At 41.5% G+C, this 7,529-nt stretch carries 5 protein-coding genes and 10 tRNA genes; all 15 read right to left on the bottom strand.

Going from position 1 to position 7,529, the window contains the following annotated elements; translation table 11 throughout:
* Positions 1-278: 278 nt before the first annotated feature.
* The 15 genes from HT721_RS10435 to HT721_RS10365 all read right to left on the bottom strand — a co-directional run bounded on the left by HT721_RS10435 (position 279) and on the right by HT721_RS10365 (position 7,504).
* Positions 279-1,481 (bottom strand): LysM domain-containing protein, encoded by a 1,203-nt coding sequence (locus HT721_RS10435; RefSeq protein WP_173214449.1) that lies wholly within the window; start codon positions 1,479-1,481, stop codon positions 279-281.
* Between the two features lie 165 nt (positions 1,482-1,646).
* Positions 1,647-2,267, bottom strand: a complete 621-nt coding sequence (locus tag HT721_RS10430) for an HAD family hydrolase (RefSeq protein WP_173214447.1) — start codon at positions 2,265-2,267, stop codon at positions 1,647-1,649.
* Positions 2,268-2,270: 3 nt separating this feature from the next.
* Complete coding sequence (locus HT721_RS10425; protein WP_173214445.1) at positions 2,271-3,551, bottom strand: MATE family efflux transporter; 1,281 nt, start codon at positions 3,549-3,551, stop codon at positions 2,271-2,273.
* Positions 3,552-3,611: 60 nt separating this feature from the next.
* The gene (gene thrC, locus HT721_RS10420) at positions 3,612-5,096 is read right to left on the bottom strand and encodes a threonine synthase (RefSeq protein ID WP_173229778.1); all 1,485 of its coding nucleotides are present in this window, start codon (positions 5,094-5,096) and stop codon (positions 3,612-3,614) included.
* A 75-nt stretch (positions 5,097-5,171) separates the two neighbouring features.
* On the bottom strand, positions 5,172-6,449 hold the full coding sequence (locus HT721_RS10415; protein WP_173229776.1) for a gamma-glutamylcysteine synthetase: 1,278 nt from the start codon (positions 6,447-6,449) through the stop codon (positions 5,172-5,174).
* Positions 6,450-6,555: 106 nt separating this feature from the next.
* Positions 6,556-6,639 (bottom strand) — tRNA-Leu (locus HT721_RS10410).
* A gap of 9 nt (positions 6,640-6,648) precedes the next feature.
* A tRNA-Gln gene (locus HT721_RS10405) sits at positions 6,649-6,720 on the bottom strand.
* 13 nt (positions 6,721-6,733) lie between these two features.
* Positions 6,734-6,806 (bottom strand) — tRNA-His (locus tag HT721_RS10400).
* 14 nt (positions 6,807-6,820) lie between these two features.
* Positions 6,821-6,891 (bottom strand) — tRNA-Trp (locus HT721_RS10395).
* Between the two features lie 4 nt (positions 6,892-6,895).
* A tRNA-Tyr gene (locus HT721_RS10390) sits at positions 6,896-6,976 on the bottom strand.
* Between the two features lie 12 nt (positions 6,977-6,988).
* A tRNA-Phe gene (locus tag HT721_RS10385) sits at positions 6,989-7,061 on the bottom strand.
* Positions 7,062-7,064: 3 nt separating this feature from the next.
* Positions 7,065-7,138: transfer RNA gene (locus HT721_RS10380), tRNA-Met, on the bottom strand.
* A gap of 10 nt (positions 7,139-7,148) precedes the next feature.
* Positions 7,149-7,238, bottom strand: a tRNA-Ser gene (locus HT721_RS10375).
* An 87-nt stretch (positions 7,239-7,325) separates the two neighbouring features.
* A tRNA-Ile gene (locus tag HT721_RS10370) sits at positions 7,326-7,399 on the bottom strand.
* A gap of 34 nt (positions 7,400-7,433) precedes the next feature.
* A tRNA-Gly gene (locus tag HT721_RS10365) sits at positions 7,434-7,504 on the bottom strand.
* Positions 7,505-7,529 lie beyond the last annotated feature (25 nt).

The following is a 7,529-nucleotide window of genomic DNA, read 5'->3' as shown; positions in this document are numbered from 1 at the left end:
CATATTAGACGAAAGTCATTTTGAGTGATATGATAGGACTATCGTTATACTCAATGAAAATCAAAGAGCAAACTAGGAAGCTAGCCGTAGGTTGCTCAAAGCACTGCTTTGAGGTTGTAGATAGAACTGACGAAGTCAGTAACATATATACGGTAAGGCGACGCTGACGTGGTTTGAAGAGATTTTCGAAGAGTCTGACAAAGAAAAAAACGAACGAGACTTACTTCCTATCACGAAAGCTAGATCTCATTCGCCAAAATGATATTACAAAGTCTGATTTATCCATTCATTGAAACGTGAACGTGGTCATAGTGGTTTTCTGTCACGCTACCACGGTCTGGCATTGGGTTCCAAGTGTTAGCTGGTCCATATTTGCTATCGAATGGAGCATAGAAACGTTGTTTCCAAATAATGTAACTAATTCCACGGCTGGCCATGTTTTGAATAGCGTACTCCGCAATCTTATCCCCTAGTTCTGAGCTTTCTTGTACCATAAAGTCGATAGCCAAACCTTTTCCGTGATCTCCACTGTCTCCTGGACGGTAACCACTAAAAGATGTGATACCAAACAAGTTGGCAATTTCTCCTTTAAAGGCAGCTGTTTGTGGTTGGAGGCCAGCATTTTCAGATTTCGCTACTGCCAGTCCAGCATAATCGGTCGCAGCTGGAGCCACGTAAGTTGTTGAAACTATCTTCGTCTCTTCTGGTTGATAAGTAGAAACTGTTGCTGTAGCTTCACTTGATGATGCTACTTCTTTTACTTCTAAACTTGTTGCAGTTGTTTCGATTGCTTTTTCTTCTACTGGCGTTGTAGTTGCTTCCACTGCTGATTCAGCTTGAGTGTTTGCTTGTGTTTCGTGCTTCTCAGTTGGAATCGTTGCCTGAGAAACTGCTTCTGCAACTGCACTGCTTGTTTCGGCTGTTTGCTCCTCTGATACAGAAGTCTCTGTAGATGTTGTCACTTCTTCTGCAGCAGTCACTGTCTCTGTAACTTCTGAACTTGTTGCTACTTCTTTTGTACTTGTAGTTTCTACTGCTTTGGGAGCTTCTGAAATTGGTTGAGAAAGATCTGCAACTTGAACAGTTTGATCATCAACGGTCACTTGATTGGTTGTCAAATCTGCTGTCGCAGTTGTCACTTCTTCACTAGAGTCTGCTTGAGGAGTTTGGATTTCAACTTCCGTTACCTCTTCTGCTTCATTGACAGTTGTTGTCAAAACAGTTTCTGGGAAAATCAGATCCATATTAGTTATTTTATTCAAATTCGCAAGAACTGTGACATCTACACCCAAGGCTTCTGCAATGGTGCTCAAAGTATCACCATACTGAACGGTATAACTTGTTTTGTTGTCCGTTTTAGTCAAATCGTTTTGGATTTGCTCTACACTACGTGCAGTCCAAAGAACTTCTTCTGCTTGGGTTGCCAATACTGGGGCAAATGACAAGGCTACTGTTGAGGCTAATAATATTCTTTTCTTCATTCTTTCAAATTCCTTTCAAATGAGTACCTGTCTATGATAACACAAAAAGAGCAGAAAAAAAGCCCTCTCGGGCCTATTTAATAGAACTGTCTATTCCTTGTAACAAACTCAGTTACTTGAAATAGTTTGTTAGGTCTCTGTCACAAAACTGACACAATCTTCTCGTTACTTGCTCTCAAAAATATAAGTAATATCTGCTAACCCTTGAATCCTATGATTGCCTTCATAAGTTGACTCTAAAAAGTTGATACTTCGAATCCCACTATTCTGGGCGAATTCCACATCCAGAGTCCGATCCCCTATATAATAAGTATTATCAGGATTCAACTGATACTTGTCTATCAGATAGTTAGCCGCTTCTGGATTAGGCTTGCGCGCAAAGCCACTCTGACTGGTTATAATCTCTGTAAAATAAGATTCCAAAGCCAAGTCTCTTAGAATGGTAAGAGCATTGTCTCCCTTATGAGTGTAAACAAACTGCTGAATTCTTGATTCCTCTGCCCAAGCTAGCACATCACGCGCACCTGGCATCAAAACTACCTGGGAATTTTTTTCAGCCAGACTCTGGGCACGCACCTGATTTAGCACTTCCACATCTAGCTTTCGCTCTTCTGCTACCTGCACAAGCAAATCCTGCACCGAATACTTGAGAATAAACTCTCTCACCTTCTCCTTATCATAAGGAATAGAAAACTGAGCAAAAGTTTCCTCAATCCCTAATAAAATAGCTTCGTAAGAGTCCAATAAAGTCCCGTCTAAATCCCAAATAAAAGCTGTTTTTTGCATTTTCTATCCTTTCAAGCTCATATAACGCTGGTAACGGTAACGTAGAAATAACCAACGAAAACCATTATCCAAAAGGGTTCCTGCCCAAATACCGGGCAAGCCCCAACCAAGCACAATCCCCATCAGATATCCTGTTCCAATGCGGATACACCACATTCCTATACTTGTCGCATAAAAGGGAAGCCGAGCATTACCCAAACCCTGCCAGACTGCTGTATAGATGACTGTTCCTATCGTCATAGGAGTTCCAAGTAGTGAAAAAAGTGTCACTAGAACACTAGCCTCCACCGCTAGAGGATCAGTCGTATAGAGATGAGTCAGTGGTATTCCTAAGGCATAGACACTAAGCGTCAAAGGCAACATGAGAATCAGAGAAAGCCAAAAGGTTTGTTTGCTCAAACTAGTGACTCTTTCCCAATTATCCTCTCCAACTGCTCGAGCTACCAGCATGACCGTTGCCGTAGCAACGCCAAAGGCAGGCATGTAGTTAAACTGGGTCAAGACTTCTCCGATTGCATTTCCAGCCACGGCCTCTGTCCCAAAAGAAACGACCAAGGCAATGATAACGACATCACCAGCCCGCATCATAAGCCGCTCTCCAGCTGCTGGTAAAGCCAAGGTCAATAGTTCCTTATCTAAACCAAAAGTCGGTTTCTCAAAATGCAACTTTAATTTCGACCATAAAATCACAAGACCTACCAAACGAGACAGAATTGTCCCCCAAGCAACACCAGCTATCCCCATATCCAGAACAAAAATAGCTATACTTGAAAAAAGAATATTCAAGGCATTGGATAAAAGACTCACATAGAGAGGCAAACGTGGATTATGCGTTGCACGAATCAAGGCACCAAAACTAGTCATTAAACCTAAGAGAACAATCGATCCGCCTACCAAGGATAGGTAGAGTCCACCACTCTCAGCTACATCCCTCTCCGTCCCCAAAAGTCCTATCATCTCTTGACCAGCGAAGAGGGACAAAGCTCCTAAAAGGAAACTTAATAATAAGGTAATCTTCAAGGCCTCAGTCACATGATAGGCTAACTTAGACTGATCCTTCTGCCCCAAACTTTTTGAAATAACACTAGAAATAGCCGCTCCCAGAGCAATGAAAATAGCCTGATAAATCGTGATAATATTGCCAGCTACTGATACACCCGAAATGGCAATCAATCCTAAATGAGCAACCAAATAACTATCCACCATCCCCATGAGCATTTGCAAAAAGTTTTCGCCCATAGCCGGCAAGGCAATATTAAGAATGTCTTTATTTTTCTTAAACAATCCTTCCTCCTGATGAAAAGAAACTCAGTTGGTTTCCCAACCGAGTTTACTTCCTCTGTCTTAAAGTCCTAAATAAGCCTCAACCGCTACTTGCATATCAGCAGCTGCCACTGTTGTCTTATGACGAACAGGAGCTATCTCAAGCCCATCAACTGCAGGTGGCACAGCCACTCCTGAGATTTCATGTAATTGAGCCAAGGCTTCAAAGTCAGTCAAGCCTGCTTTTCCTGTTACCGCTTCTACTGCAACTACTGGGAACTTGTATGGACTCGCTGTTGAAGCAATCACTGTCTTAGTCACATCGCCAGTAGCCGCTTGGTATTTCTTATAAACTGCCGAAGCAACCGCTGTATGAGGATCCTCGATATAAGAATCTGACTCATAAATACGCTTGATTTCTGCCGCTGTTTCTTCCTCAGTCGCATATTCAGCTGCAAAGAGGTTAAGAATCTCTGTATCAAAGTCTGTCAACTCATATTGACCTTGGCTATTCAAAGCATTCATGAGTTCAGCTGTCTTTTCAGCGTCATTTCCCAAAAGATGGAAAATCAAACGCTCCAAGTTTGAAGATACCAAAATATCCATAGATGGACTAGTTGTTACCTTAAACTCACGCTTCTTGTCGTAAACACGTGTCTTGAAGAAGTCTGTCAAAACATTGTTGTCATTTGAAGCACAGATCAATTTACCAACTGGAAGACCGATTTGTTTGGCATAAAAGGCAGCCAAGATATTTCCAAAGTTTCCTGTTGGTACTGTGAAGTTAATCTCATCACCAGCCACGATCTCACCAGTCTTGACCAACTGAGCATAGGCATAAACATAATAAACAATCTGTGGCACCAAACGACCGATATTCATAGAGTTAGCAGATGAAAATTGCAACTTGTTGGCTGCCAACTTCTCACGAAGAGCCACATCGTTAAACATATGCTTCACATTAGTTTGGGCATCATCAAAGTTACCATCAATAGCGATAACATGAGTATTGTCGCCAGTCTGAGTGGTCATTTGCAACTCTTGTACCTTGCTGACACCATCTTTTGGATAAAAGACGATAATCTCAGTACCAGGAACATCCGCAAACCCTGCCATAGCAGCTTTCCCAGTATCACCAGATGTAGCTGTTAAGATGACAATCTTGTTCTCCAAGCCATGCTTCTTAGCAGCTGTTGTCATAAAGTATGGCAAAATAGACAAGGCCATATCCTTAAAGGCAATTGTTGAACCATGGAAAAGCTCCAGATTATATTGGCCGTCTAATTTCACTAATGGTGCGATAGCTGGAGTATCAAACTTGCTATCGTAAGCATTGTTGATACAGTAGTCCAACTCCTCAGCTGTAAAGTCATCTAAAAATGCTGACAAAACAAGCTTAGCAACTTCCTGATAAGAAGCATCTTTCAATTTGTCAAAGTCCAAATCTACCTTTGGATAAGTAAGCGGTGTAAACAAACCGCCGTCCGTCGCCAAACCTTGCAAAATAGCTTGGCTGGCAGTTACTGTATTGTTGGCATCACGCGTTGATTGATAAACTAATGTCATTACTCTCTATCCTTTATCTATAGTCTCTTCCATTATATCATGATTTTTCAGAAAATTCTCCCTTTATAAAAGAAATTATAGTTCCAATTCTTCTTTCAAAGGCTGTAAATAAATCATTTCTTGTTTATTTCTCATCTTCAATCCTTCCTCAGCTAACAGAAGTAAGTCTTTGGAAAATTCAATAATCGTAGTTTCTTCCTCATCTGTAAGCTTTTTCTTAGAAAATTGTCGTCTTAAAAACTTATAATCACAACCAAATTTCTTAAAGAAAGGTGCTGTTTCTAAGTAAGCTACTAACTTATTTAAATTAACCAACAATCCCAAGTGAAAGGCTGCAGAAGCAAAAGTCCTATCAAGTGGCTGTGTACACACACTACGAAACTCAACTGTTCCTCGAGTCGTTAAGTCTTGGTACTGATAACTACGATGAGTTTCAAAATCCTTCTCTTGAGGGTAAATAAGAATCTCATCCCCATTAAGAGCATATGCTTGGATTTCAGATGTAGCCAAATAGTCCCTAGCCTGAATCGGATAAAAATAATAGGTTTGTCCATCACGTTCCGCAGTAAAAATTGCAGAATGATCTAGATAGTCAAAAAAATCATCCTCATCATCAAAGAGTCTAGCATTAACCCCAACATTCTCTGGATAGATGCCATGCATCGATTCTTCCCAGAAGATGTCCCTTGCAATTTTCGTATCCCAATCCGCACCCGAAAACTCAGAGTTTGCAAATAAATAAGCCTTAACTGCTTCAATTTGGGTAAAAGCATTAATCACCCGTAGGTAGTTAGACTTTGAAACATCCAGCTGGACCTGACTCCCACAGATAAAAGCACCATATTCAGGGAAATGATGTAAATCTGATTTAGTAATATTTCTACTCAAATTCAAATAATCCATCAACATCTGATAGCGTGGATAAGCCACTGGACAATTCTCATTTTTATCCCAGTTGGGATGAATACCGCAACCAACGATAGCATGATTGGATTCGCCTAATTGTCTCTGAATTACATCCATATAATTATTGAAACGATTTTCGACCTCTTGAATCGTTTCAGCCTTACCAAACGCAAACTCAATCGTTGTATAGGAAACTTCAAATAAAATAGCATCCTGACTTATCGGATCTACTAACTGGATAGGATTGCCAAAATCATCTACCTTTTCTACAATGAAATCCAGAGCGGAAACTAAATAATGAAATAGATCCTTTATAATTTCAACATTTGTAGCATCCCCTTCCAAGTTTACAACAGGATACTCCAACTCAATTCCGACAAACAATTCAGGATTTTCTTTAATATTTTTCAGATACCGATGTTTTAATAAATCGATAGAACGAGACATACTATCCTACACTTTCTTAATCTAAATAAAATTTGAATAACTATAATTATACCAAAACTAATATAAAAAAGGAACGAAGAATAACAACGTTCCTAACTCTATACTATACCGGCGGCCGGGGTCGAACCGGCACGTCCTTGCGGACACTGGATTTTGAGTCCAGCGCGTCTGCCAATTCCGCCACGCCGGCAAATAGTAACTGGGGTAGCTGGATTCGAACCAACGCATGAGGGAGTCAAAGTCCCTTGCCTTACCGCTTGGCTATACCCCAATAATATAAAATAGGCGAGTGATGGGGATCGAACCCACGCATGCCAGAGCCACAATCTGGTGTGTTAACCACTTCACCACACCCGCCATAATTCTATTAACACGGGCAGTAGGAATTGAACCCACACTGAAGGTTTTGGAGACCTTAGTTCTACCTTTAAACTATGCCCGTAAAATGGAAGGGGAGGGATTCGAACCCCCGAACCCGAAGGAGCGGATTTACAGTCCGCCGCGTTTAGCCTCTTCGCTACCCTTCCAAAATATATAAATGGCGCGAGACGGAATCGAACCGCCGACACATGGAGCTTCAATCCATTGCTCTACCAACTGAGCTACCGAGCCTTATTGCGGGAGCAGGATTTGAACCTACGACCTTCGGGTTATGAGCCCGACGAGCTACCGAGCTGCTCCATCCCGCGTTAATATAAAAGGAGGATGTGGGATTCGAACCCACGCACGCTTTTACACGCCTGACGGTTTTCAAGACCGTTCCCTTCAGCCGGACTTGGGTAATCCTCCAAAATAGTTTATACGGGAACAAACCCGTGTCCTCTTAGTGAAGTGAAAAGATAATATTTCAATTCTTTAGTAATGGACTAAACACTATGGGCACGAGTGGACTCGAACCACCGACCTCACGCTTATCAGGCGTGCGCTCTAACCACCTGAGCTACGCGCCCAAGTTAAAAACTTGGTACAAAGAACAAAGTTCAAAGCGGGTGACGAGAATCGAACTCGCGACAACAGCTTGGAAGGCTGTAGTTTTACCACTAAACTACACCCGCTAAAATGGGAGTTAACGGGATCGAA

Origin of the sequence: Streptococcus sp. 4094 (assembly GCF_013277125.1) — a bacterium.
In the GTDB taxonomy this organism is placed as follows: domain Bacteria; phylum Bacillota; class Bacilli; order Lactobacillales; family Streptococcaceae; genus Streptococcus.
The sequence above is the reverse complement of the archived record's forward strand: the minus strand, read 5'-3'. Positions and strand labels throughout refer to the sequence as shown.

Coding starts and splice junctions, on each gene's coding strand:
- thrC (WP_173229778.1), bottom strand. CDS start 5,096: ATGACATTAGTTTATCAATCAACGCGTGATGCCAACAATACAGTAACT.
- HT721_RS10435 (WP_173214449.1), bottom strand. CDS start 1,481: ATGAAGAAAAGAATATTATTAGCCTCAACAGTAGCCTTGTCATTTGCC.
- HT721_RS10430 (WP_173214447.1), bottom strand. CDS start 2,267: ATGCAAAAAACAGCTTTTATTTGGGATTTAGACGGGACTTTATTGGAC.
- HT721_RS10415 (WP_173229776.1), bottom strand. CDS start 6,449: ATGTCTCGTTCTATCGATTTATTAAAACATCGGTATCTGAAAAATATT.